Source organism: Halorubrum sp. 48-1-W (assembly GCF_003287355.1).
In the GTDB taxonomy this organism is placed as follows: domain Archaea; phylum Halobacteriota; class Halobacteria; order Halobacteriales; family Haloferacaceae; genus Halorubrum.
The window spans coordinates 13,209-35,405 of sequence record NZ_QMIM01000013.1; the positions used below are offsets into that span (position 1 = coordinate 13,209).

Sequence of the window (22,197 nt, forward strand, 5' to 3'; positions counted from 1 at the left end):
CGGCCCGTGATCCACGTCACCCGCGACCTGCTGACGGTGCTCCTCCACCACGCCGCCGAGCGCGACCCGACCGCGGTGAACCTCCGGCTGTCGGCGACCCGGGCGGGGGAGTTCGACGCAGACCTCGGGATGGACCCGGAGACGCCCGTGTTGACGCATTTCACGCTCGAGGGCGTCGGTGGTTCGGTGAACGCGGTGTTCGGCGTCGACCTCGGAACGCCGGCGGGCCGGGGCGGAGCACGGTTCCTCTCGCACCCGACCGGCCGGCTCGAGCTGTCGAAGACCGACGACCTCGCCGCGGTCGTCCTCGTCGCGGTCCCGCCGTACGACGACGACAGCGTGGCCGCCTTCGACCGCGCCGGCGACGGGCTCGAGCTGGTCGTCCTCGACGCGACCCCGCCGGAGGAGTCGGTTCCGGAGTGAGTTGTAGACCTCCCCGATTCGCCCTTCCCCGTGAACCCGAGTTTAAAGACGGCCGAGCGGCTACTGGACGGCGATGGCAGCACGCCCACCAGGCGGCGGCGGGTCCACGGAACCGGAGGCGATCGAGTTCGGCATCGCCGCGCTCGACGCTCGGCTCGGGGAGTCGGACCTCACCTTTCCCGCGACGAGCCGGGAGATCGTCCGCGCGCTCGACTACCCGGAGATACCCTACGACTCGAAGGGACGAACGCTCGAACTGGCGTCGGCGCTGGAGGAGGTCCCGCAGTCGGAGTTCGAGAACGAGACGGAGCTACTCGACGCGCTGTATCCCGTCTTCGACGAGGCACGGCGGGGCGGCGGCGGGTTCCTCGACGGGCTCCGAAACGCCCTTCCCTTCTGAGCCTGGGTCGTAGAGGACCCGAGCTAGGTCGTCTGCTGCTCCGTCTCGACGTCCGGCTCGTCGGTGCCGGTCTCGAGCCGTTCGATGATGTCGTTGATGAGGATCACGTCGCCGACCGCGCGGACCCAGCGGTAGGGGACGATCACGCCGGTGTTCCCGTCGACGCGCCCGGCGAACAGCTCGCCGTTGAGCTCGGCCAGCGCCAGTCCGGTCACCGACTGCGTGTCGAGATCGAGGCGGACGTCCTCCACTTCGCCGACGAAGACACCGTTGTTGGAGTATACCTCTCTGCCGACCAGCGACGTGATCTCCTCGGGAGCAGCGTTCATGTCCGATACGGTTGCGAGCGCGCCTATTAAGGGTTCGTTGTCGAACGACGCCCGTCTGACGCGGAGGGGTCGCGACAACTCAGGCGGGAGAGTGTCACGCCGGGAGGACGTGCGTCACGCCGGGAGGACGTGCGTCACGCTGGGAGGACGTGCGTCACGCCGGCCGTCTCGGCGACGACCCACGCCACGAAGAGCCCGTACGTGACGAGCAGGGAGTACGCTTCGAGGGTCGTCAGCGACAGGTCCGTCCGGAGCGTCCCGAAGAGCAGGACCGTCGCGAGCGTGAGGACGGCGAACATCGGCACGGCCGTCGAGAAGTTCACCGGGACCGCGCCGACGATGAGCACGCCGACGGGGATGACCACGAGCAGGTCGAAGGTGTTCGACCCGAGGACGTTCCCCAGGCTCGTCGCGCTGTTGTCGTCGCGGGCGGACCGCACGCTGACGAGCGTGTCGGGGAGGCTCGTCGCCGCCGCGACGATCGTTATCCCGGCGAGGAACTCGGGGATCCCGAACGTGTGTCCGAGCGACTCGATGGCCGACACCATCGCCTCGACGCTCACGAGGATGAGGAGGAGCCCGGCAACCAGCATCCCCCACTCGCGGAGGACGGGGACGTCCGTCGGCCCCTCCTCGGCCTCGTAGTCGCCGGTGTCCTGCCACTGGATGAACAGATAGAGCCCGTAGACGGAAAGCGGGATCACCGCGAGCGGACGGGTGATCGACCCCGTCAGGGTCCCGCCGTCCGCGCCGCCCGTTCCGCCCGCTCCGGCTGCGACCGGCTCGTAGATGACCGCGAGCGCGAAGGTGATGACGAGCACGGAGACCGCGAGCATGTAGAACTGCGCCTCCTTGTACACGATCGCTCGGCTCGAGTCGAGGTCGTCGTCGGTCGCGAGCGACGAGAGCGCGGGGACGACGAGGACGTTGAAGATCGCGGATCCGACGATCGCCCCGACCCCCATGTCGAAGACGCCGGCGAGCGCGGTGACGACCACGCTCGCGAACTCGGGGAAGCTCGACCCGACCGCGACGACGACCGTCCCCTGAACGATCGGCGGGAGCCCGTAGTGCGTCGAGAGCCCCTCCGCGGCCTCCTCGAGCCATCCGCTGCCGAGCCAGATCAGCCCGCTCGCAGCGACGACCACGAGGACGTTCACGGCCGTGGTGTCGGGAAGGACGCCTCCGAGGGCCATCGTCTCCGGGGCGATCCACGGGCGAGCGGATGAAACCACCGGTGTCGGCGTCCCGTCACTCGGTCGTCAGGTCGAGGCGTTCGCCGACCCCGGGGGACTTTTGTCGATCCGAGCGCGAGGGACGCACATGGCAACACACGCGAGCGGGTCGGAACGCGACCCGCGGGAGGGGGGGAACTTCGAGTACACCGGCGGGGAGGTCGAACGACCCGACCTCGTCGACGCGCTCGACCGTCGGGTCGAGGGCGACGTGCGGTTCGACGACTACTCCCGACGGCTGTACGCGACCGACGCGTCCGCCTTCGAGGTGACGCCGATCGGGGTCGTCCTCCCGGAGTCGACCGCGGACGTGGCCGCGGTCCACGAGTACTGTTTCGAGGAGGGGATCCCGGTGTTGCCGCGCGGCGGCGGCACCTCGCTCGCCGGCCAGACCGTGAACGAGGCGGTCGTCCTCGACTTCTCGAAGGCGATGGACTCGGTGATCGACGTCGACCCCGAGGCGCGGACCGCCCGCGTGGAGGCCGGCGCGTACGTCGGAGACCTCAACACTGCGGTCGAGCCCTACGGCCTGAAGTTCGCGCCCGACCCCGCCTGGCGGGACAAATCCGCGGTCGGCGGCGCGATCGGCAACAACTCCACCGGCTCACACTCGCTGAAGTACGGGAAGACGGACCACTACGTCGAGGAACTGGAGGTCGTGCTCGCGGACGGAACCGTCACGACCTTCGGGGAGGTCGCCGTCGAGGAGCTCCGCGAGTCCGCCGACCCCGAGGGCGACGACCTCCTCTCACGGATCCACGCCGAGATCGTCCGCGTCATCGACGAGGAGGCCGACGCGATCGACGAGCGGTTCCCGGAGATGAAACGCAACGTCTCGGGCTACAACCTCGACCGCCTGCTCGCGGAGTACCGCGGCGAGTACGGCGAGGCGGGCGTCGTCAACCTCGGCCGACTGCTCGCCGGCAGCGAGGGGACGCTCGCGACGGTGACGGAGGCGACCGTCTCGCTCGTGGAGATCCCGGAGACGAAGGCGGTCGCGCTTCTCACCTACGACGACCTCCTCGACGCGATGGAGGACGTCGCGCCGATCCTCGAACACGACCCCGCCGCCGTCGAGGTGATGGACGACGTCCTCCTGGGGTTGGCGGCCGACACGCCCGAGTTCGCGGAGGTCGTCGGCATGCTCCCCGAGGGAACGGACTCCGTCCTCCTCGTCGAGTTCTACGCCGAGGACGACGAGACCGGACGGCGGAAGGTCGCGGACCTCGTCGCCGACCGCGTCGACGGCGCGGAGACCGTCGCCGACCCGCGTCCGGGGGCAGCGGAGACGACCGCCCAGCCCACGCGGGCCCGCCACGCCATGGAGGCACACGACGACGACGACCGCGCCCGTTTCTGGAAGATGCGTAAATCGGGGCTCCCGATCCTGCTGTCGCGGACCTCCGACGCCAAACACATCTCCTTCATCGAGGACTGTGCGATCCCGCCCGAACACCTCCCCGAGTACACCCGGGAGTTCCAGGAGATCCTCGAGGACGCCGGCACGTTCGCGACGTTCTACGCCCACGCCGGCCCGGGCGTCCTCCACATCCGGCCGCTGATCGACACGAAGGACGTCGACGACGTGGACGCGATGGTCGAGATCGCCGACCGCGTGACCGACGCGGTCGTCCGGCTCGGCGGGTCCGTCTCGGGCGAACACGGGGACGGCCGCGCGCGGACCCAGTGGAACCGGAAGCTGTACGGCGACGACCTCTGGGAGGCGTTCCGCGACCTCAAGACCGCCTTCGACCCCGACTGGCTGCTCAACCCCGGGAACGTCTGTGGCGACTTCGACATGGGCGAGAACCTCCGGTTCGACCCCGACTACGAGTTCGAGGCCGGCTTCGACCCCGCGATGCAGTGGGACATCGAGAACGGGATGCAGGGGATGGTCGAGCTCTGTCACGGCTGTGGCGGCTGTCGCGGTCCCCAGGAGACGACGGGCGGGGTGATGTGTCCGACCTATCGCGCCGCCGAGGAGGAGATCCAGTCGACCCGGGGGCGGGCCAACATGCTCCGCGGCGCGATGAACGGGGAACTCCCCGACGACCCCACCGGAGACGAGTTCGTCACCGAGGTGATGGACCTCTGTGTCGGGTGTAAGGGCTGTAAGGTGGACTGCCCCAGCGGCGTCGACATGGCGAAGCTGAAAGCCGAGGTCGAACACGCCCACCACCGGGAACACGGCGCGAGCCTGCGGACGCGGCTGCTCGGGAAGTTCGAGGACCTCGCGCCGCTGGGCTCCCGGTTCGCCCCCCTCTCGAACCTCCCCGGCAAGCTCCCCGGCGCGGGGCTCATCATGGAGAAGACGCTCGGCATCGCGAGCGAGCGGGACCTCCCGACGTTCCGCTCGGAGAGCCTGGTGGACTGGTTCGACGCCCGCGGCGGCGCGGGCGTCCCGCGCGAAGCCGCCGACCGCGACGTGCTGCTCTTCCCCGACGTGTACACCACCTACACGAACCCGGGCGCGGGGAAGGCCGCGGTTCGCGTGCTCGAGGCGGCGAACTGCCACGTGCGGATCCCCGAGGTGAAAGGGAGCGGGCGGCCGCCCCACTCGAAGGGGCTGATAGACGAGTCCCGGGCGACCGCCCGCGACACCGTCGAGACGCTCGCGCCCGACGTCGAGGCCGGGTGGGACGTGGTGGTCGTCGAGCCGACCGACGCCGTCATGCTCCAGTCCGACTACGCCGACCTGCTCGGCGGCGACGCCAGCGACCTGTCCGACGACGACGTCGCCGCGGTCGCCGGGGGGACCTTCGGCGTCATGGAGTACCTCGACGCCTTCCGGCTCGACGAGGACCTCTCCTTCGACGCGCCCGGAGAGCGGCTCGCCTACCACGGCCACTGTCACCAGAAGGCGACGAAGAAGGACCACCACGCCGTGGGCGTGCTCCGGCGGGCCGGCTACGGCGTCGACCCCCTCGACACCACCTGCTGTGGGATGGCCGGCTCGTTCGGCTACGAGGCGGAACACTACTCCATGAGCAAGGCGATCGCCGAGGGGCTCTTCGAGCAGGTCGACGGGAGCGACGCCGACGCCGTCGTCGCGCCCGGCGCGTCCTGTAGCACGCAACTCAAGGAGCGGGACGACACCGCCGAAGAGCCGCCCCATCCGGTCGAGAAGCTGGCGGCGGCGCTGGCGTAGTCGGGACCCGGTCGGATGGGGATCGGGACCCGTTCGAACCTCGATCGGGACCGGTCCGGATCGTGTCCGAACCAGGGCCGTCCGGATCGTGTCCGAACCAGGGCCGTCAGGACCCGTCCGGATCGGGGCCGATCCGGTCGCGGACCCGTTCTCGACGCCGCTCCAACAGCGCCCGGAGCCCCTTCCCCGGGCCGCCCTCGATCGGCCAGCCGTTCGTTCGCCACGCCGGCGGCTCCGGCGAGAACTCCGGGCACGAGCCCGAACACTCACGGGCGGTGGGGCATCGACCCTTGGCCGCACAGCGCGGAACGAGCGCCCGTCCGGCCCGCCGGAGTTCGAAGTGCCGGCAGTCCGGACGCATCGTGTCGCGGTAGGAGCGCCAGCCCTTCCCGTAGGCCCGCTCCGCGATCTCCAGCCGACGGGTGGCCGTTTCCGGGTCGCGGCCGGCCGGCCCGCTCGGTGCGAGGTCGCTCGGCAGCCAGTCCACGGTCGCGGCGGCCGCGTCGACGGCGAACCCGCCCGGTCCGGTATCCGCCTCGGCGAACCCCGTGGTCAGGACGCCCGCCTCGACCGGCATCGACCGCAACAGCGCGGGCTCGACCCGGTCGCCGGTCGCCTCCGTCGCGAGCCACACCTCGTCCGCGAGGGCGGTCTCGACGTCGTGTGCGAGCTGGTCGGCGAGCGCGTCCGCCGCCGACCGGTCGAGGTCGGGCTTGTTCTCGATCGCGACGACCCGCTCGACCCAGTCGGGATACGGCCTGACCCGGCGGATCTCGATCCGGTTTCCCCGCCGTCGCTTCTCGATCAGGTCCCGTCCCGCAACGCGATGGACCGCCTGCCGGACGTAGCGCCACGGGTATCCGGGGTCGGGGAGCGCGTCGCGGTACCACTCCCACGCTTCCGGCGCGCTGCGGACGACGTGGAGGAGGTCGGAGTCGAGGCTCCGATCGCCGAAGGCCCGCCGTAGGGCGAACGCCTCCGGGTCGACCTCGATCACGACGGTGTCCCAGCGGCGCCGCTGCGTCCCGAGCTGTCGGGAGACGATCGCGGGACGGGCGTCCCCGTCGGGGTGCCACGCCAACTCGGCGTACCGGCAGACGAGCAGCTCGTAGCCGAACTCCGAGTCGGGGATCACGGGCGTCGACGTCGCGGTCGGCGGCGCGGTGGGCGGCGCGGACGTCCGGGGCGAGGCGGGGTCACCGTAGCCTCAGACGTAGCCGTCGTCGGCCTCCTCTTGGAGCTCGTCGAGGTACTCGTGGGCCTCCTCGAGGATCTCTCGGGGGCCGTCCTGGGTGATCGTGTTGATCGCCTGTTCGTAGTCGCGCCACTGGAGGTCGCGGTGCTCCTTCGAGAGCTCCGCGCTCGCCTCGAACGAGCGGGCGATGAACAGGTGGACCGTCTTGTGTATCGTCTTCCCACCGGCCTCGAACACGTAGTCGTACTCCCGACGGAAGCCGTCGATGAGGCGGAAATCGTCGATCCCGGCCTCCTCGGACACCTCCCGTATCGCCGTCTGCTGGAGCTCCTCGTCGCCTTCGATCCCGCCTTTGGGGAACTCCCAGTCCCCCGGTCGGCTCTTCAGGAGCAGGTACTCCCGTTCGCCGCGGGTATCGCGGAAGAGGATGGCTCCGGAACTGGTCGCTTCGACCGTCATTAGCCTCGGGTAAGCAACCACCAGTAAAGAGGGTGTCGGAACTGCCGGTTCCGAGACCGTTTGGAGCGCTCTCGACCGATCTGTGCGGTTCCGTCGAAACCGTCGCTCGGCGACGCGAGCGCCGTCGCCCAGTAGACGTGTTTTTACGCCTCGGGGAACCATTCACCCACAACCCCCAGCCATGACCTTCGTCACGAAACTCTCCTTCGCCTCCGGCGACCGCGACGTGCTCGCCGAGACCGTCCAGGAGCTCAAAGACACCCTCGAGCGGAAGGGGGCGGAGTGTAAGGGCCCACACGCCTCCCCGCCCGAGACCGTCACGGTCCCCCAGTACAAACGCCTCCGTGTCGGCGACGAGTTCTCCCCGTGGCGGTACGACGTCTACAAGCGGTCGATGGAGATCCACGGCGCGGACGACGTCGCCCGCGACGTCGTCGGCCGCGACTTCCCGGACTCGATCCACGTCGAGGTCGAGGTCGACCGGAAGAAGCCGCTCGGGCACCGGCGCGACTGAGCCGCCGGCTCGGGGGTGGGACCCGAACGCGCCTCCCGCCGGAGGCGGAGACGCCGACCGCCACTCGACCTTTTAAGCCACCCGACGGTAATCGGAGCGTATGAGCGTCCAAACCGACGAGGAGTACGCAGCGTTCAGACGCGACCTCCACCGCCATCCCGAACCGGCATGGTGTGAGTTCTACACCACCGCCCGGATCGTCGAGGCGCTCCGCGAGCGCGACCTCGACGCGGTCCACGTCGGCCCCGACGCGCTCGCGGAGGACTCCCGGCGGAACGTCCCCGACGACGACGAGCTCGAGGCGTGGCTCGACCGCGCCCGCGAGGCCGGCGCGGACCCCGAGGTCCTCGACCGGCTCGAGGGGGGATACACCGGCTGTGTCGCGGTCGCGGAGCGCGGCGAGGGGCCCGTCGTCGGCCTCAGGGTCGACATCGACGGCCTGCCGATCCTCGAAGCCGAGGACGGCGAGCACGTTCCGGCTGCGGAAGGCTTCCGCTCCGAGAACGAGGGGTACATGCACGCCTGCGGGCACGACTCGCACGCGACCATCGGCCTCGGCGTGCTCGACGCGGTCCTCGACTCCGACTTCTCGGGAACGCTCAAGGTGTTCTTCCAGCCCGGCGAGGAGAAGATCGTGGGCGGGAAGCCGATGGCGGAGTCGGGCCTCCTCGACGACGTCGACTACTTCTACGCGGTCCACATCGGGCTCGACCACCCCTCGGGCGAGGTCGTGAGCGGGATCGACGGCTTCCTCGCGGTCAAACACTTCCTCGCGGAGTTCGACGGTGAGCCCTCCCACGCCGGGGCGCGTCCCGAACAGGGTCGGAACACGGTCCAGGCGATGGCGGCGGCGATACAGAACCTCTACGCGATCCCCCGACACGCCGACGGCGCGACCCGCGTGAACGCCGGGCTCGTCGGCGGCGGGACGGCGACGAACATCATCCCCGAGGAGTCCTACATCGAGGGCGAGGTCCGCGGCGAGAGCACGGCCCTCGCGGACTACATGTTCGCTCACGCGGACCGGGTCCTCCACTCCGCCGCGGAGATGCACGACTGTACGGTCGACGTGACCACGATGGGCGCCGCGCCGAGCGCGACGAGCGACGACGCGCTCTCGGACGCCATCGCCGAGGTCGCCAGCGGGATCGAGGGCGTGACGAGCGTCGTCGAAAGCGCCGACCTCGGCGGGAGCGAGGACGCGACGTTCATGATGAATCGCGTGCAGGAACGCGGGGGGCTCGCCTGCTACGTCGGCGTCGGGACCGACCACCCCGGCGGCCACCACACCTCGACGTTCGACGTCGTCGAGGACGACATTGGGATCGGGATCGACGTGATCTCGACGGCGATCCGGCGGGTCGCCGAGACGCGACCCTGAGGCGGGCTGAAGCGTCGTCTTCGACCGTCCGAACGCCGGCAGGGACGTCGCCCGACGGTAGGTTTAGGCGGCCAGGCCCCGTGGTATTCGGTATGGAGGCGGTCCTCTGGTACGTTCTCACCGGGACCCGAGGCGGCCCGAATCGCGTTCGGATCCTGCGAGCGATAGCGGAGCGTCCGCGGAACGCCAACCAGCTGGCCGAACGGCTCGATCTGGACTACACGACGGTCCGCCACCACCTCGACGTGTTGCGCGACCACGACGTGATCGAGCGCACCGGCGACGGCTACGGAACGGTGTACTACCCCACGGAGGGGACCAGAAACCACTGGGAGGTCGTCGAGGAGATCGCGGACGCCTCCCCGGCGTGAGACGGCGGGTGTCCCGCGTCGTCCCCGGTGTCTCTTCGAAGACGTGTGCCCGCGTTCAGATCACCTTCTCGTCGACGGTCTTCGGCACGATCTCGGCCTCCGCGAGCGGCGTGAGGTTGATCGCGACGCCGTGTTTCCGGTTCGGCCGGTAGCCGGCGGCCGTGACCTCCGAGCGCGCACGATCGGCCCAGTTCGAGGGGACCCGCGAAGCGACCGTCTCGCAACGATCGCCGATCTCCTCGGCCAGCGCTTTGTACTCGGCGAGCGGCGGGAGGTCGGCCACACCGTCGACCCCCACGTCCGCTGTGGCTGACTCGAGGTACGCCTCGTCGACGACGGACGCGTCGTCGAGCCCGGTCGCGAGCGAGGCGAGGAGGCGCTCGTCCGCCGAGAGGTGGTCCCGGGGGCCCCCGTCGTCGTCGAGTAGGTCGGCCCCCTCGCGTTCGAAGTAGTACGTCATGAACAGGACCCCCGAACTGGCGTAGTGGTCCGAGCCCTTGAGCCGCCAGTTGAAGTAGTCGAAGAGGTCGGCCAGGTGAGCCTCGACGGGCTCGTCCGCGGGTTCGGCGTAGGCCTCGCAGGCCGCTTCGAGTTCCCCGAGCGTGTCGAGCCACTCCTCGCGCCGCTCGTCGACGTGCTCCCAGAACGTGTCCGAAAACGTGTCCTGAAACCACGTCTCGCCCGTACGGTCGCGTAGCCTCGACAGCGTCTCCACGCGTTTTCGGGTCTCCTCGCGGAAGGCAGTCACCTTCGGTGCCAGCTCCGCCACTCGCCGGCGATCGTCGACGTCGAACTCGCGTTCGTCGGGGCTACTGAGTTCCTGAATCACGTCCTCGAAGACGCCGATCTGATCGAGTCCGCTCGTGCTGTGTTCGTACGCCTCGACTGCCTCGGCCCGTTCGCTCGCGGAGAGCGAGTCGTCGTCACGCCGACGGGCTGCCGTGCTCCGTCGCTCGCGCAGTTCGGCCTTCCGCGGTTCGAGGTATCGGTTCGAGAGACGGTCGAACAGCCCGGTATCGACGCCGTGGTAGTCGACGAAGCACGCGAACCCCTCGCCGGTCGAGTCCGCGACGAGGCGTTCGGTGGTGAACCGCCAGACGATCGGGGCGTTCTCCATCGTGTCGACGTGGTAGTCGAACAGGTCCTCGGCGAGGAACGCCCGGAGGTTGGGATACGCTTCGTCGGCTGCCGACGCAGCGCCGAGGGTCCCGTCGACCTCGGCGAGACGGGCTTCGGCGTGCTCGCCGTAGGCGTCCTCGAAGCGCTCGACGATCCGATCGAGCATGGCCGGCTGGTCGTCGGTGGCGTAGAGCGGGACGATGCCGTCGGGTTCCTCACGGACGGCCTCCATCGCGAAGTGATGGACGAGGGCGACACAGTGTCCGTAACGATCGTCTTCGGCGAACAAGTTATCGGGCTGGTCAGCGCCCCGTAGTCGGATCTCCGTCTCGATCGCGCGTCTCGTTTCCTCGGTGACGTCGAACAGGTCGTAGACGAGCTCGTCGGATCGCTCGGCAACCGATCGGATCGCTGCCTCCCGGGAGCTGGTCCGCTCGTTGGCGGTCTCGACAGCCCGCGGGATCGGCGTCTCGGCCGTGATCGATCCGCCATCGATATCCGTCCGGCCGGCCGGTGCGTGGGCGGTATGCGGATGGTTCGTGTATACGAAGGACCGTTTCCGCTCGTCCGGGAGGACGTGTGGGCCGGCGTAGTACGGGCTGGTCGGGTCTCCCCGCCGTTGTGAGACGAACAGTTCGTACTGGGCTTTCGCCTGCGCTTCTACCCGTTCGCTCTCGATGCTCGACGGATCGTACGGGATCCGTCCGACGTCCCCCGGATTCCACTCCCGATCCGGGGTCAACGAGAGGAACAGTCCGTGATAGAGCGTGGAGTTGAGGACGACTTGCATCGCCCACGCGGAGCAGGTGTGGGGGAACACCATCGGTCCCTTCTGATCGAAGATGCCACCGGCCGGATAGTAGCCGAACCGTCTCCCGGTCTCCTTGATGTAGGTCCACGTCAGTCCCTCACGGAAGTAGTAGTCGGTGTTCTGTGGTCGAGACGAGGGGAGACGTTTGATTTCGGCCCCGTCGTCGCCCCACCAAACCGTTTTGACGGTGCGCGGAAGCGTCCAGGCGTCCGTTCCCCCCTTGGCGAAGGGGTAAAACGGCTTCTCGAACGAGACCTCCCAGTGGTTCCGAACCAGCCGTGGGTTGTTCCCCGTTTGGAGGCCCGTTTTCACGTCCGCGACGGAATCGCCCTCGATCTGTGCGACGTCCGCGTCGACGAACGACGACCCCTCGAACAGCGCCCTCGCTTCGTCGGTCGTCCAGTAGCTCATCGGCGATTTCGGGAGACGACCGAACTCGGAGAGCTCGACGCGGTATCGTCTCCGGATCCCCCCGGAGGTGTCACCGAGGACCTCGGCAGTGAAGACGCGCTCTTTCGACCCCGTGTCCGGGTCCGCCAGACGAATAAACGTCCCGTGTTCCCGTGTCCGTGTTCCGGATCGGAGCACGGTTCCGACCGTCCGAACGGTCGCGTTGTCCAATATCCCCAGTCCGAACTCCGCGAGGAAGTCGAACGAGCCGATCTCCCCTTGAAAGTCCTTCCTGAAGTCCTCGAAACTCCGTTTGAACATAAACGATCGGGGGATGAGCATCCCGATCCTCCCGTTCGAAGCACAGAGGGTGTTACAAACCTCGACGAAGTTGACGTAGAACTCGGGGGAGTACGTATACCGCTCCTCGACGTATTCCTGTACCGAGTCGGGCATTCTCCCCTCGGCGCCGTACGGCGGGTTCATCAGGGCCACGTCGTACTCCTGTGCCAGAACGTCCAGCAGTCGGACGAAACTCCGGAGGTCCCGTGTTACGAGGGAGTCCCCGTGTCGGTGATCCTCGACCGACTCGCGCAAACTGCTCAACACCTGCCCGAGCGTGTGGCTCCGTCGCGGGTCGTCGCCGAGGGTGAGTTGCATCCCGCCGACGTCGGCGTCGTCCTCGAACAGGTCACCCAACGTCCCGCGCACGTCCAGCAGACTCCCGATCCCGCGGACCTCCTCGAAGGCGTCGAGAACGCGCTGTAGGGCCCGTTCGACGTTCTCGTCGCTGCCGGCGACCTCCTCGAACACCGCCTCAACGCCGTCGATATCGGCGACCGACGCGTCCGCACAGACGATCCCGACCTGCGGCATGTCGAAGCCGTCCGCGCCCTCGGCCTCCGTCCGCGTGCGCGCTTTCAAATAGAGGTTGAACGCCGTTAGCTGACAGGCCCGCATGTCCAGGTCGACGCCGTGGAGGTTGTTCCGCAGGACCTCTCGGGGGATCTCGGCGTGGTCGACGTTCGTTTCGACCCGCCAGATCCGTTCGAGTACGTCGAAGGCGTAGAGGAGGAAGTGTCCGCTCCCACAGGCAGGATCGATGACTCGAAGTTCTTCGGGGTGGTCGAAGTCGGTCGGCTCGCCCTCCCCTTCGCTCGGGACGAGATACGTACAGAGATCGGCGATGCCGGGCGATCCCTCCGGCGAAAGCGGGCGGTTCTTCCGCTCGTCGGGGGAGAACGTCTCCTGCCGTTCAACGACCTCCTGTAACTCGCCGGTGTGTTCGAGGTAGAGTTTCCCGAGCGAGTTGTCGGTGAGCATCCGGACGACCCAGTGGGGTGTGTAGAACTGGTTCGCTGGGGGGACGTCCTCGGGGTCGAGCCCCTCGCGGTCTCCCTTACGGCGCAGATCGTCGAGGAGTTCGACGTTGTAGTACTCGTAGACCCACCCGAGGACGTCGTCGGCCCGCCAGACCTCGTCCGGGACCTCGTCGAGAAGTCGACAGAGGTCCTCGTAGGTGTCGGCGTCCGGGTCGACGAGGCTGTAGGCGGAGGTACGGTCGAAGAGGATCTCGATCTCGTCGGCCAGCCGGTCACACTCCTCGCGGTAGGCTTCGAGGATGGCCTCGTCCTCCTCGAGGAACTCCCGCATCATGACGGTGTCCCCCGCAGGCGTCAGTCCGCTCTCCATGAACACGGTGACCTCCTCGTCGAGGAACCCCCTAACTTCCATACAGCGCAGCCCAGCGAGGCGGTTCACGACGGTGTAGCCGACGCCGGTGACGTACCGTTCGTAGGCCTCCCCCCACGTGTGCTCCTCCAAGCGTTCCAGTTCGATCGCCTCGACTATCTTCCGGTCATCCTCGTCGAACGCGTCGGCGTCCTCGGGTTCGGTCTCGAGGCCGCGCTGACGGAGCTGGTACGCCACGTTCGCTTCCGCACGCTCCCGTAGGTCCTCGACGACGTCCTCGAGACGTTCACGGTCCGGCTTGTCGAGTTGGGCCGTCCGTCGAGAGGGAGACTCCCCTGCCATGATCCGGTATGGTCACCCCGAATCACAGTAGGGTCATTAAGTTGTCGAGGGTGTCGTAGAACTCTCACCGAGACGGGTTATTTCGGTGAAGTATAACGGAACTATCCATCAGAACGCCATTGCTTATACGACGGTTGTTTTGGTAGGGAGCAGAGTGAGCAGAACAGGATCGTTGCCGGCGCGGTGAACACGTCCAAAGCCCCAGCCGCGAGGACTCGCGCGGCTCGCTGTGGTCCTCGTCGCTCACTGCGTTCGCTCCTGCGGTCCTTACGTCGCCGTGCTTCGTCCTCGCGGCTACCCCTTTGAATCCCACCCGAACCGCACAGCACCGCACCTCACACCTCCCCAGCCTCGTCGGTGGTCCTCCGCTTCGCGTCGGACCACCGACTCCCTCGCGGTCGGTTCGCGCCCTCCGGGCGCTCACCGGCACGCCACCGCATAATCGTTCGTTCCTTCACCTGTACTGACCGATCCCTGCGTCACCTGTACCGAGCGAACCCCGTTTCAGGTGTGTAATCAGCGGTAGACGGGCCGTACGGAAACGCCTGTTCAGTCGTGTCAGCATCGATCGGCTCAACCCATGGCGCTATATTCCCCGACGGATATCGTCAACCATGACCACCCCGATTCACGAGCGACCTGGCGACCTGCTTTCGGAACTCATTCGGTTTGAAACCGTGAACCCGCCGGGGAATGAGCGTGCCTGTATCGAGTACATCGACGGCCTGCTGACCGAGGCGGGGCTAGCGACCGAGACGTTGGCCCTCGAGCCCGAGCGACCGAACCTTCTCGCGCGCCTGCCGGGCGGCGACGCGCCACCGTTGCTGCTGCAGGGGCACGTCGACGTAGTCCCTACGGACGGACAGGAGTGGGATGAGCCGCCGTTTTCGGGGACACGGGAGGACGGGTTCGTCTGGGGCCGCGGTGCCCTGGATATGAAGGGGGGTGTCGCGATGATGGTCACAGCGATGCTTCGGGCCGCCGAGGAGGGAGTCGAACCGGCGGGCGACGTGCTGTTGGTCGTGCTCTCCGACGAAGAGATGGGCGGCGATGTCGGCGCGAAGTATCTGGTCGAAAACCACCCCGAGCGCTTCGCGGACGTGGAGTACGCCATCGGCGAGTTCGGCGGCTTCCCACTGCGCATCGACGGGACGGAGTTCTATCCGATCCAGGTGGCCGAAAAGCAGGTCTGCTGGCTCGAGGCGACGGTAACCGGTCGCGGCGGCCACGCGTCGCGTCCGCAACGTGACGGAACGATGCACGCGCTCGGGGAGCTACTCACTCGACTGACCGAGCAACGCCTGCCCGTGCGCATCACGCCGCCCGCCCGAGAGTTCGTCGAAGCGCTCGCCGCCGAAGCCGAACCCGAGCGGGCCGAGCAGTTGCGGGGACTGCTCGATCCCGACCGTACCGACGATATCTTGGACGAACTCGGTCCCCTCGCCGAGCGGTTGGATCCGATACTGCACAACACGGTGAGCCCGACGGTCGTCGACGGCGGCGGGAAGGTGAACGTCCATCCGGCGGAAGTCGAGCTAAAACTCGACGGACGACTGCTCCCGGACGTGACGCCCGAGGAGTTCCTCGAGGAGATCCGGGAGGTCGTCGGCGACGTCGAGGGTGTCGAGTTCGAAGTCGTGCAGTTCGATGGCGGCGAGAGCAACCCCGTCGACATGGGGCTGTTCGATCTACTGAGCGACGCCCTGACCGAGAACCACCCCGAGGCCGTCCCGGTCCCGTTCCTGCTCACTGGAGCGACCGACGGGCGGTTCTTCGAGCAGCTTGGTATCCAGCCCTACGGGTACACCCCGCTGAAGCTCCCCCCGTCGTTCGAGTTCGAGGCGCTCGTCCACGCCGCGAACGAGCGAGTTCCCGTCGAGGCCGTCGAGTTCGGGACCGACACGCTTTCGACGGTGATCCGGGAGTACGGTTCCACGTAGGAGGAACGGGCGAGTTACAGACGTGTGTCCGGCAGACCGCCACTACATCGACGGCAGTCCATCGACAAACCGAGGCAGGGATCGAGGGACGGCGTCGATCCGAGGCAGGGACCCAGATCCACTCGCACGGACGCGGACCGAATCGCACGACGTCGAGGCGACACGGGTGAAGGAGCCGAAGACGCTCAGTTACGTCTCTTGCGGTTCGAGGTTTTAATCAGTGGTTGAGAAGTGCCACTCGGATCGGGCCTGCGAGTAAGTAACCCGTACGCTTTTGTCTAGCGTCAGACACGGTACATCCATGGACGACGCCTTATTCGAACGTATTCTAGTACCGATAGCGAGTCCCGACGACGCTGAAGAGACGGCGCGTGCGGTTCGGCCGCACTTGGACTCGGATACAACGCTTATTGTAACACACGTAACCCAGGGAACGGCCGCTGAGACGACGATGAAAACGGGCAGAGATCAGTTCGCAGGAGCGACTTACGAGAGGTTCGTAGACATTCTATATCGTGATGATCTCCAGTTCGAATGGGCGACGCTCGAAGGGCGCGAGGTCGCGGAGGCACTCGTCGATGCGATCGAGATGGTGGAGGCGACGCTCGTCGCCTTCACACCTCGAGATATGGACACGTGGGAGCGGACGATCGCCGGCGACCCAGGTGGTACGCTCATACGAGAGGCAGATGTTCCGGTGATGGTTTTCCCGAACCAGCAAGCCTAACGGAACCCTCGGAATGCGGCGCACAGTGCCCTCCCATCGCAAACGGAACTGCGCTACGAAAGACAGGACAGAGGGTTGCGTTTTCCCGTAAGCGTACTACAGAGACAGCGAGAATATACACGGAGGAACGCGAGATTCATCCCCCGTCTCTCGCACACCGATTCTATCACCGGTTGAGGATTCAACGGAGTCAAAAACACCCATCCGGTTCCCATAAACGCCTCACCACGGGTGAAGAGCCGGTTGGTGGCTCGTGACCGATTCGAACGCTCCCTACGGCTACGCGGATCCATCGCGGAACCGATCGATCGGCACGTCGGAGATCTCGTCGTAGTCGTCGTCACCACCGACCAGAAGCGTCCCCTCGACGTGTTCGGCGGTCGCCAGCGCGAACGAGTCGCCGAGAGCCGGGTTGTAGCCGAGGACGTACTCCGACGCCTCCAGCCACGCGTCGGCGACGTCCACCGTCTCGATGCCGAGGTCGACCAGCCAATCGAGATACTCGTCGACCGTCTCGCGGTCGTACTTCCGAGCGAGCGTGTACCGCACTTCGGCGAGGTTCACGTAACTGGCGTAGCCGATGGCCCCCTCGACGGCGACCGCGTCGAGATACTCCTCGACGACCTCGCTCCCGGGCTCGGCGTCGGCGTGCGCGATCAGCGGCTCGGCGTCGAAAACGACGCGGTCGGGCAACGCCATCACTTCTCCGTCGAGGGATCCGCGTCGCGCTCTTCGCGGTCCTGCTCGCGCTTTTCCGTGAGGATCTCGGTCGCCGGCCGATCCGTGCTCGCCTCGCTTCGGGCGGCGAACCCGCGCATCTCGCTCGGCGAGCGGACGTGTTCGACGATCACTTCTCCGTCCTCAGTCTCTCGGAACAGCACCTTTCCAGGGGCCTCGATCCCGAGCTTCTCGCGGAAACGTTTCGGAATGGTCGCCTGACCGTGCTTGGTGACGGCGACCACCTCTTTTTCAGAATTGTTTAAATTCTCTGTCTTACTCATTATTCATAATTCTAGAGCGTTCATAGGTAAACGTTTCGCGTGTTACCAGGTGCTCACCCTCCTCCCCCTCACCTCCCAGCGCGTGTGGGTCAGATTCTCGGCGGGCAGTAGAGGCGTCGAGACGGCTGATCTCAAAAACCGATATATCGAAAAATGGCCGGATCTACGGACGTCAACCTCCGGTCAGGCCCGGTCGATGTTGTACGTGGCACTGCTTGAAACGGTGACGACATGGTACGGATATGCTGCCGGCGTGGTCATGGCAGGGACAGTGACAGTGATTGTACGAGAAACTCCACGCTGTCCGTTGAGTATCTCGACTCCGGTTCAACTGAAAAACGAGTCCGCCCTCCCCGAATTGAACTCACCGAGACAGTCCGGGCGTGCGGCTCGCTTCGCTCGCCGGTCCGGGCTGTGACTCGTCTGCTCAATTCGGGTCAGTTGTCCCTCACGGACACCAACCGTTCGCTGTCGCTCACGGTTGCTGAGGTTCAGTCCGCCCTCCCCGAATTGAACGGGGGACAAGCCGATCTACAGTCGGCTGCTCTACCAGGCTGAGCTAAGGGCGGTCACTGAATTCTACCCGCTGGATCCGACTTAAGGGTTCCCTTTCGATGGCGGGTCGGTCCGGAATATCGCACGCCGGAACCGGCACGTGGCGATCGATCGCGGCACGCCGCCGTTAAGTCGGTCGCAGTGGGAGTGCCGTGTATGAGCGACGACGGACCGGAGCGGCAGGCCACCTTCGGGACCGACGGTAGCCTCGAGACCGACACCACGCCGGAGGCGACCGGCGAGAACGACTTCGGCGATCGAAAGGCCGAAAACGAGACCGACGGGGGGTACAGCCGCTACGCCGTCTCCAGCCTGCTCCAGAAGGCGGTCCGCCGCTCGGACGAGGAGGTCGCGGCGTGGGCTGCCTGGGAGCTCGCCCGCTCGGGGTACGCCTGGAACCTCTGGGACCGGCTGAACCTCTACGTCGTGGAGGACCTCCGCGCCGGAAGCGACGTCGCACTGCTCGTCGAACGCTACGAGGAACTCGCCACCGAACGCTGGGAACCGGGCGAGTGGCGCGGCCGACTGTGTGCGGTCCATGCGGCGCTCGCGGCCGCCCGCGCCCGCTCGACCCGCGAGGCGGCCAACGCCGACGCCTACTTCTCCGCGGTCGCCGAGGAGCGCGCCGACGCCCACGAACGCGGCGAGGAACCCGACCACGACTTCCCCGTCGGCGACCTCGAGGCCGGCGGCGAGTTCGACGTCGCCCTCGACGGCCACACCGGCGAGGGGGCCAAACGCGACCGCGGGACGCGCTTTTTCAAGACCCACGGCGCACGCGTCGGCCCAGAGGGCGAAGACGGGACGAGCGCCCGCTGGCAACGGCTCGCGATGACGCTCGACGACGACGTCGCCTACTCGACGGCCGAACTGGATCACGCCGTCGCGCCGGTTGACCCCGACGACCCGTGGGCGGAGCCCGAAGCGATCCGCGGGGACGAAGACGACGACGGCGATACCGGCCCGGACGGCTCGTTGACCGACTTCTCGGAGTAGGGTGGCGAGGGGGATCCGGCCGTACTCGACACAACCGCTTTGGCCCCGTAGCCCCACGTTCGGGTCGTGACGGACACCGCGGACGGGACGGCGGGAGCCGCGGACGAGACAGGAGAATCAGCGGACGAGACGACAGCGAGGCGCCTCCTCCGGGAGGTCGGGGCCGACCGTGACTGGCCGTTCGATCCCGAGACGGTCCCGATCCGCGATGCAGCGGTTCTCGATCACCTCTCGCCGACGGTCCGCAGGTGGTGGGTCGAGACGTTCGGCGAGTACGTCGCGGAGAACGGCGGCCTCTTCACGCCGCCACAGCGCGGGTCGATCCCGCACGTCGCCGACGGGCGCAACTGTCTCGTGGCCGCGCCGACGGGTAGCGGGAAGACGCTGGCGTCGTTCACCGCCGTCCTCGACGACCTCTTCGCGCGCGACCGCGCCGGCAACCTGGGGAACTCGGTGTACTGTCTGTACGTCTCGCCGCTCAAATCGCTCGCGAACGACATCGAGCGTAACCTCGAGACGCCGCTCGCGGAGCTGGCAGAGCGGATCCCGGCGAGCGACGACGAGAACACCCGTGAGGATCCCGGTGATCACGACGGCGGTCCGAACGTCCGCCAGGCGATCCGCCACGGCGACACCGACGACGCGGACCGGCGGGCGATGCTCGAGGAGACGCCGCACGTCCTCAACACGACGCCGGAGACCCTCGCCATCCTGCTCAACGCGCCGAAGTTCAGGGAGAAACTGCGGACCGTGGAGTACGTGATCGTCGACGAGATCCACTCGCTGGCGGCGAACAAACGCGGGACCCACCTCTCGGTCTCGCTCGAGCGCCTGGAGGAACTCGCCGACGGCTCGCCGACCCGGATCGGTTGCTCGGCGACGGTGGACCCGCTCGAGGGGATCGCGGAGTTCCTGGTCGGTCGCGAGCGGGCCGACGGGGAGGTCGGCGACCCGGACGGGTTCGCGCCCCGCGAGTACGAGGTCGTCGACGCACGGTTCGGCCGGGAGTTCGACCTCGAACTCCGGACGCCGACCCCGGACCTCGTCAACACCCCGCGTTCGGTCGTGATGGACGGGTTCTACGGGGACCTCCGGGAGCTCATCGAGAGCCACGAGAACACGCTGGTGTTCACGAACTCCCGCTCGGGGGCGGAACGCGTCCTCAAGGAGCTCAGGGAGCGGTTCGACTACGACGAGTCGAACTCCGGCTGTCATCACGGGAGCATCGGGGAAGCCCAGCGGGTCCGGATCGAGGAGGGGCTGAAGTCCGGCGACCTCGACGTGGTCACGACCTCGACCAGCCTCGAACTCGGCATCGACATGCCCCACCTCGACCTCGTCGTCCAGGTCGGCTCGCCGAAGTCGGTCGCTGCGCTCCTCCAGCGGGTGGGCAGGGCGGGCCACAGCCCCGGCGAGACCGTCGAGGGGCGGGTGTTCGCGCTCGATCGCGACGAGCTGGTGGAGTGTGCGGTCACGGTCGCCCGCGCGGAGGCGGGCTTCGTCGACCGGATAGCCGTCCCCGAGAACGCCGCGGACGTCGCCGCCCAACACGTGTACGGGATGGCGATAAACCGAGTCCGTCCCGATCGGGAGGTCAGGGAGGTCCTCCGTCGGGCGTGGCCGTACCGGGACTTCGACGCGGAACGCTACGAGTCGCTTTTGTCCTACCTCACCGCGGACGACGAGGGACTGCTCGAGCGGAACGTCTACCCGAAGGTGTGGCGGGACGCGAACGACCCGCCCGACTGCGAGCACCACCACGAGGCGTTCCCTGTCGGCGAGACGCTCGTCGGCAAGCGTGGGCGGCTCGCCCGGGTCATCTACATGACCAACGTCGGGACCATCCCCGACGCGTTCAGCTGCGCCGTGTACACACGCGACGACGAGCGGGTCGGGGCCCTCGACGGGACGTACCTCGACACGCTCGGCCCCGGCGACGTGTTCGCGCTCGGCGGCGAGCGGTTCGCCTTCCGCTACCGCCGCGGCTCGAAGGTGTACGTCGACCGGACGGACGAGCGGGCGACGGTCCCCACCTGGTACGCCGAACGTCTCCCGCTGTCGTCCGACCTCGCCCGAGAGGTGCTCGCGTTCCGAGCGGAGCTCCTCGACCGGCTCGAGGACGGCGGCCCGCCGGCGGTTCGGGCGTGGCTCCGCGAGCGCTCCATCGACGGGAACGCGGTCAGAGCGATCGCGCGGACCTACGACGAGCAGGTGCGGTACGCCGGGGTCGAGAGCGTCTCGACGCCCTCGCGGGTCGTCGTCGAGGAGGAGCTCGACCGGGAGGCGTACAAGCGGCGGTTCTACGTCCACACGCTGTACGGGCGACGGTTCAACGAGGGGCTCTCTCGGCTGGTCGCCGCCGAGTGTTCGAACCGGATCGACGCCGACGTCGTCCGCGCGGTCGACGACGGCGGCTTCAGCCTCGCCGTCCCGCTGAACCGCAAGGTCGACGTGGCGGGCGTCCTCCGCGGGCTCGACGCCGACACCGTCCGACGGGACCTGCGTCGCGCCCTCAAAGGGACCGACCGCCTGAAACGGACCTTCCGGATCGTCGCCGGCCGGGCGCTCATGGTCCTGAAACGCTACAAAGGCCGCGAGAAGACCGCCGCCCAACAGCAGACGTCGGCGGAGATGCTGCTCCCGTTCGTGACCGGCCTCGACGACTTCGCCGTCCTCGAGGAGACCTATCGCGAACTCCTCGAGGACGACCTCGACGCGGCGGGGATCCGCGAGGTCCTGGAGGGGATCGAGAGCGGGCGGGTCCGGGTCGTCCACCACACGACGGAGTCGCCGTCGCCGCTGTCGTTCGGGCTGGCGACGCTCGTCGACTCCGACGCCGTGATCGCGGACGACGAGTCGACGGCGCTCCGGGAGTACCACGCCCACGTGACGGCGGCGATCGACGGGAACGCCGCCGTCGACACCCGCGTGAGCGACCTCGACGAAACTGGAACGTTCGACGGCTGACCGTCGCGGACACTGTTCACGCGGATCGGACGAGTCCGGGGAGAACCTCCGGAAGCCCCTCCAGGATCATCACGGCGTAGTAGACCAGGACGGCGAGGATGACCACCGACAGGAGCAGTACGAGGACCACGATCACGCGGTCGTCGGGCCGGACGGCAGCCCGAACGTCGTCCCCGAACGGTCGGTCGTCACGTCGGCTCAT

General features: G+C 67.6%; 18 protein-coding genes and 1 tRNA gene. 10 read left to right on the forward strand and 9 right to left on the reverse strand.

Annotation, left to right across the window (positions count from 1 at the left end; genetic code table 11):
* The first annotated feature begins 6 nt into the window (after nucleotides 1–6).
* Entirely contained in the window at nucleotides 7–423 is a 417-nt protein-coding gene (locus DQW50_RS07125) for a hypothetical protein (RefSeq protein WP_112078605.1), read from the forward strand.
* Nucleotides 424–496: 73 nt separating this feature from the next.
* Nucleotides 497–823, forward strand: coding sequence for a hypothetical protein (locus tag DQW50_RS07130; protein ID WP_112078606.1), 327 nt, complete (start codon nucleotides 497–499; stop codon nucleotides 821–823).
* A 23-nt stretch (nucleotides 824–846) separates the two neighbouring features.
* On the opposite strand, the gene DQW50_RS07135 is transcribed toward DQW50_RS07130, so the two are convergent.
* Together DQW50_RS07135 and DQW50_RS07140 are read right to left on the reverse strand one after the other, a co-directional pair.
* A complete protein-coding gene (locus DQW50_RS07135; protein WP_112078607.1) occupies nucleotides 847–1,152 on the reverse strand; it encodes a PRC-barrel domain-containing protein in 306 nt (101 codons plus the stop codon).
* 134 nt (nucleotides 1,153–1,286) lie between these two features.
* Nucleotides 1,287–2,348 carry a sodium:calcium antiporter gene (locus DQW50_RS07140; protein WP_112078608.1) on the reverse strand — a complete coding sequence of 354 codons (1,062 nt, stop codon included), beginning with the start codon at nucleotides 2,346–2,348 and terminating at the stop codon, nucleotides 1,287–1,289.
* Nucleotides 2,349–2,475: 127 nt separating this feature from the next.
* Here DQW50_RS07140 and DQW50_RS07145 point away from each other — a divergent pair, with 127 nt between their 5' ends.
* Entirely contained in the window at nucleotides 2,476–5,535 is a 3,060-nt protein-coding gene (locus DQW50_RS07145) for an FAD-binding and (Fe-S)-binding domain-containing protein (protein ID WP_112078609.1), read from the forward strand.
* A 106-nt stretch (nucleotides 5,536–5,641) separates the two neighbouring features.
* On the opposite strand, the gene DQW50_RS07150 is transcribed toward DQW50_RS07145, so the two are convergent.
* Nucleotides 5,642–6,670 carry a DUF5787 family protein gene (locus DQW50_RS07150; protein WP_112078610.1) on the reverse strand — a complete coding sequence of 343 codons (1,029 nt, stop codon included), beginning with the start codon at nucleotides 6,668–6,670 and terminating at the stop codon, nucleotides 5,642–5,644.
* Nucleotides 6,671–6,742: 72 nt separating this feature from the next.
* Nucleotides 6,743–7,189, reverse strand: a complete 447-nt coding sequence (locus tag DQW50_RS07155) for a bis(5'-nucleosyl)-tetraphosphatase (protein WP_112078611.1) — start codon at nucleotides 7,187–7,189, stop codon at nucleotides 6,743–6,745.
* Between the two features lie 181 nt (nucleotides 7,190–7,370).
* Between DQW50_RS07155 and DQW50_RS07160 the strand changes: the two genes are divergently transcribed.
* The 3 genes from DQW50_RS07160 (at nucleotide 7,371) to DQW50_RS07170 (ending at nucleotide 9,455) form a co-directional block, all read left to right on the forward strand.
* Nucleotides 7,371–7,703 (forward strand): uS10/mL48 family ribosomal protein, encoded by a 333-nt coding sequence (locus DQW50_RS07160; protein ID WP_112078612.1) that lies wholly within the window; start codon nucleotides 7,371–7,373, stop codon nucleotides 7,701–7,703.
* 100 nt (nucleotides 7,704–7,803) lie between these two features.
* Complete coding sequence (locus DQW50_RS07165) at nucleotides 7,804–9,084, forward strand: amidohydrolase (RefSeq protein WP_112078613.1); 1,281 nt, start codon at nucleotides 7,804–7,806, stop codon at nucleotides 9,082–9,084.
* 92 nt (nucleotides 9,085–9,176) lie between these two features.
* A complete protein-coding gene (locus tag DQW50_RS07170) occupies nucleotides 9,177–9,455 on the forward strand; it encodes a winged helix-turn-helix domain-containing protein (RefSeq protein ID WP_112078614.1) in 279 nt (92 codons plus the stop codon).
* Nucleotides 9,456–9,510: 55 nt separating this feature from the next.
* Here DQW50_RS07170 and pglX read toward each other — a convergent pair whose 3' ends face one another.
* Nucleotides 9,511–13,809 carry a BREX-5 system adenine-specific DNA-methyltransferase PglX gene (pglX, locus tag DQW50_RS07175; protein ID WP_112078615.1) on the reverse strand — a complete coding sequence of 1,433 codons (4,299 nt, stop codon included), beginning with the start codon at nucleotides 13,807–13,809 and terminating at the stop codon, nucleotides 9,511–9,513.
* Nucleotides 13,810–14,423: 614 nt separating this feature from the next.
* Here pglX and DQW50_RS07180 point away from each other — a divergent pair.
* Nucleotides 14,424–15,749 (forward strand): M20/M25/M40 family metallo-hydrolase, encoded by a 1,326-nt coding sequence (locus tag DQW50_RS07180; RefSeq protein ID WP_112078616.1) that lies wholly within the window; start codon nucleotides 14,424–14,426, stop codon nucleotides 15,747–15,749.
* A gap of 301 nt (nucleotides 15,750–16,050) precedes the next feature.
* On the forward strand, nucleotides 16,051–16,476 hold the full coding sequence (locus DQW50_RS07185) for a universal stress protein (RefSeq protein WP_112078617.1): 426 nt from the start codon (nucleotides 16,051–16,053) through the stop codon (nucleotides 16,474–16,476).
* 279 nt (nucleotides 16,477–16,755) lie between these two features.
* Here DQW50_RS07185 and DQW50_RS07190 read toward each other — a convergent pair whose 3' ends face one another.
* The 3 genes from DQW50_RS07190 to DQW50_RS07200 form a co-directional block, all read right to left on the reverse strand.
* Nucleotides 16,756–17,175 (reverse strand): PIN domain-containing protein, encoded by a 420-nt coding sequence (locus DQW50_RS07190; RefSeq protein ID WP_112078618.1) that lies wholly within the window; start codon nucleotides 17,173–17,175, stop codon nucleotides 16,756–16,758.
* On the reverse strand, nucleotides 17,175–17,477 hold the full coding sequence (locus DQW50_RS07195) for an AbrB/MazE/SpoVT family DNA-binding domain-containing protein (protein ID WP_112078619.1): 303 nt from the start codon (nucleotides 17,475–17,477) through the stop codon (nucleotides 17,175–17,177). Before DQW50_RS07195 ends, DQW50_RS07190 begins: the two co-directional genes overlap by 1 nt.
* A gap of 495 nt (nucleotides 17,478–17,972) precedes the next feature.
* Nucleotides 17,973–18,046, reverse strand: a tRNA-Tyr gene (locus DQW50_RS07200).
* Nucleotides 18,047–18,188: 142 nt separating this feature from the next.
* Between DQW50_RS07200 and DQW50_RS07205 the strand changes: the two genes are divergently transcribed.
* Nucleotides 18,189–19,028, forward strand: coding sequence for a hypothetical protein (locus DQW50_RS07205; RefSeq protein WP_112078620.1), 840 nt, complete (start codon nucleotides 18,189–18,191; stop codon nucleotides 19,026–19,028).
* A 66-nt stretch (nucleotides 19,029–19,094) separates the two neighbouring features.
* Complete coding sequence (locus DQW50_RS07210; protein ID WP_112078621.1) at nucleotides 19,095–21,995, forward strand: ATP-dependent helicase; 2,901 nt, start codon at nucleotides 19,095–19,097, stop codon at nucleotides 21,993–21,995.
* 16 nt (nucleotides 21,996–22,011) lie between these two features.
* On the opposite strand, the gene DQW50_RS07215 is transcribed toward DQW50_RS07210, so the two are convergent.
* Entirely contained in the window at nucleotides 22,012–22,197 is a 186-nt protein-coding gene (locus DQW50_RS07215; RefSeq protein ID WP_112078622.1) for a hypothetical protein, read from the reverse strand.

Coding starts and splice junctions, on each gene's coding strand:
- DQW50_RS07130 (WP_112078606.1), top strand. CDS start 497: ATGGCAGCACGCCCACCAGGCGGCGGCGGGTCCACGGAACCGGAGGCG.
- DQW50_RS07135 (WP_112078607.1), bottom strand. CDS start 1,152: ATGAACGCTGCTCCCGAGGAGATCACGTCGCTGGTCGGCAGAGAGGTA.
- DQW50_RS07140 (WP_112078608.1), bottom strand. CDS start 2,348: ATGGCCCTCGGAGGCGTCCTTCCCGACACCACGGCCGTGAACGTCCTC.
- DQW50_RS07145 (WP_112078609.1), top strand. CDS start 2,476: ATGGCAACACACGCGAGCGGGTCGGAACGCGACCCGCGGGAGGGGGGG.
- DQW50_RS07155 (WP_112078611.1), bottom strand. CDS start 7,189: ATGACGGTCGAAGCGACCAGTTCCGGAGCCATCCTCTTCCGCGATACC.
- DQW50_RS07160 (WP_112078612.1), top strand. CDS start 7,371: ATGACCTTCGTCACGAAACTCTCCTTCGCCTCCGGCGACCGCGACGTG.
- DQW50_RS07165 (WP_112078613.1), top strand. CDS start 7,804: ATGAGCGTCCAAACCGACGAGGAGTACGCAGCGTTCAGACGCGACCTC.
- DQW50_RS07170 (WP_112078614.1), top strand. CDS start 9,177: ATGGAGGCGGTCCTCTGGTACGTTCTCACCGGGACCCGAGGCGGCCCG.
- pglX (WP_112078615.1), bottom strand. CDS start 13,809: ATGGCAGGGGAGTCTCCCTCTCGACGGACGGCCCAACTCGACAAGCCG.
- DQW50_RS07180 (WP_112078616.1), top strand. CDS start 14,424: ATGACCACCCCGATTCACGAGCGACCTGGCGACCTGCTTTCGGAACTC.
- DQW50_RS07185 (WP_112078617.1), top strand. CDS start 16,051: ATGGACGACGCCTTATTCGAACGTATTCTAGTACCGATAGCGAGTCCC.
- DQW50_RS07190 (WP_112078618.1), bottom strand. CDS start 17,175: ATGGCGTTGCCCGACCGCGTCGTTTTCGACGCCGAGCCGCTGATCGCG.
- DQW50_RS07195 (WP_112078619.1), bottom strand. CDS start 17,477: ATGAGTAAGACAGAGAATTTAAACAATTCTGAAAAAGAGGTGGTCGCC.
- DQW50_RS07205 (WP_112078620.1), top strand. CDS start 18,189: ATGAGCGACGACGGACCGGAGCGGCAGGCCACCTTCGGGACCGACGGT.
- DQW50_RS07215 (WP_112078622.1), bottom strand. CDS start 22,197: ATGAGCCGACGTGACGACCGACCGTTCGGGGACGACGTTCGGGCTGCC.